We start from the raw sequence: 1728 nt of genomic DNA, 5'->3' as shown, positions 1-1728 counted from the left end.
GCACTGGTGGTGCAGATCGCCCTGATCAACGCCTTCAACCGCCTCAACGCCGCCACCGAGCAACCTGTCGGCGCGTGGGGGTGAGGGCGATTACTGGCGCAGCACCGTGTTCTTGGCGCCTTGCTCGACCTGGTCGATGACCAGCAGCTTCACCGGACTGTCGCCGATATTGGTGGCCTGGTGCCACTGGCCGATCATCTCGACGATGAAATCGCCGGTCTTGTAGGTGTTGCTGTTGCCGGTCTCGACATTGGTCACCTTGAGCGTCCCGGCCTCGACATAGGCGTAGCGCGGAAACGGATGCTTGTGGACCGGCAAGGTCGCGCCGACGGCGATCTCGAAGGTCGAAACGATGACCTCGACATTCTTCTGCGGCAGCGTGATCGGCTGGCCGGACGCCGTTTCCGTGCGATCGGCGAGCGGGGTCACGACGACAGGGTTTGCGCCGCTGTCCAGAGCGTTGGCGGCGGTTGCGGACAGCGCGACGGTCAGCAGCGCCGATGCCAGGACGTTTCGCATGATTCCTCCTCGGGTCTGGCAGACCATGGCGCGACGTGCGTGCGGGCGCAAGATTCGATGACAGTCCGCGCGCCACATCAGCATGACTGACGGCACGGGCTGTCGTGGCCGCAGCGGTGAGGAGTGCGAAAATGCGAGAATTGCGCGTCAGCCGCCGCTTCGGCTCATTCTGAGAGCCCTTCAACGCTTCATGAGGTCACGGTTGAACCGGATCTCGTGGCCGTACGAGCCGCTCGGCAGGTCAGCGGCCGCCTGCCGGAAGCTGTCTTCTATCCGTGTTGTGTAACGGCCTTCATTCTCCAGCCTGTCCCACAGGACAAAGCAGACTGCCAAGGCGATCACAATGAGCACCGGTCGCATCGGAAAATCTCCCTGAAGAGCTCCCGACAAAGCGCCTTGCATGATGATCCTGGTTTGGTCGAAATACAAGCGATTGCTAATATATAATGCCAACGCCTGCCGCACGCCTCTCAAATGGAGCGGCGGAATTTGTGACGAGCAGGTTACCGCGCTAGCCGGCGATGGCCATGCCAATGGCAATTCCCAGCCCGATGGCGATACCCATCAGGAGCTTGCCGGCGAGGTTGAGCGCGATAGCGCGGCCAACGGCGCGCACGTTGCTGCGGGGCTGTGCCACAGCCCTGGTCAGGTCGTCGAAAGTCGCTTCCACGGTTGCCACCCTGCGATCTTTTGAGGGTAGCCTAAATCATATCTCGGGTTATGTGAATCCCCATTTTGCTCTATGGCGGCGGCAAGCCACCGGCTGGCGCCACGAGGTGCATCTCCGCCCAGGACAGGCCCAGCCGCAACACCCGTTCAGCGCCCGCTCAGCGCCCGCTCAGGCGGCGCGCGGTGGCCGGCCCGGGCCCGCGCATATAGTGGAGTTCCGGCCGGTAGCGTGGCGCGACGAACTCGCGAAAGGCCAATGCCAAGCGGGTGAGGGCCATGCCCAGGGCCGTGACCAGGACCATCGTGGGAAGGCCGAACAGAAGTTTGTGCGACATCATTGTCCCAACCTCATATGCCGGTGTCGATAGGAACAGCGTCTTTGCGCCGGCATGCCTGAAGCTGTGGCAGCAAGAACCGTGCCACGCCTGCCCGGCGCGCGATTTGCCGCCTGAACCGAGGCGCGCAGGCGTCTCATAATGGGTCATTTGCTGCTGGCACCACAATTGCAACGTCAGCAGTGCCGGGTGTTGGGACCGGCAC

General features: G+C 62.8%; 3 protein-coding genes and 1 pseudogene. All 4 read right to left on the bottom strand.

Features of this window, described 5'->3' with window-relative positions:
- Positions 1-90: 90 nt before the first annotated feature.
- Positions 91-519, bottom strand: a complete 429-nt coding sequence (locus EOA33_RS34780; protein ID WP_126054181.1) for a cupin domain-containing protein — start codon at positions 517-519, stop codon at positions 91-93.
- 180 nt (positions 520-699) lie between these two features.
- The gene (locus EOA33_RS34775) at positions 700-879 is read right to left on the bottom strand and encodes a hypothetical protein (RefSeq protein WP_127407656.1); all 180 of its coding nucleotides are present in this window, start codon (positions 877-879) and stop codon (positions 700-702) included.
- A 151-nt stretch (positions 880-1030) separates the two neighbouring features.
- Positions 1031-1198: a hypothetical protein gene (locus EOA33_RS39505; protein WP_190234481.1), complete on the bottom strand. Its 168-nt coding sequence runs from the start codon at positions 1196-1198 to the stop codon at positions 1031-1033.
- Positions 1199-1346: 148 nt separating this feature from the next.
- Positions 1347-1728: pseudogene (locus EOA33_RS39960) on the bottom strand (hypothetical protein); the annotation flags it as partial.

The sequence above is a fragment of the Mesorhizobium sp. M4A.F.Ca.ET.050.02.1.1 genome, from assembly GCF_003997725.1.
In the GTDB taxonomy this organism is placed as follows: domain Bacteria; phylum Pseudomonadota; class Alphaproteobacteria; order Rhizobiales; family Rhizobiaceae; genus Mesorhizobium.
The sequence above is the reverse complement of the archived record's forward strand: the minus strand, read 5'-3'. Positions and strand labels throughout refer to the sequence as shown.

Excerpts from the sequence above, each read along its gene's own strand:
- EOA33_RS34780 (WP_126054181.1), bottom strand. The coding sequence starts at position 519 with ATGCGAAACGTCCTGGCATCGGCGCTGCTGACCGTCGCGCTGTCCGCA.
- EOA33_RS34775 (WP_127407656.1), bottom strand. The coding sequence starts at position 879 with ATGCGACCGGTGCTCATTGTGATCGCCTTGGCAGTCTGCTTTGTCCTG.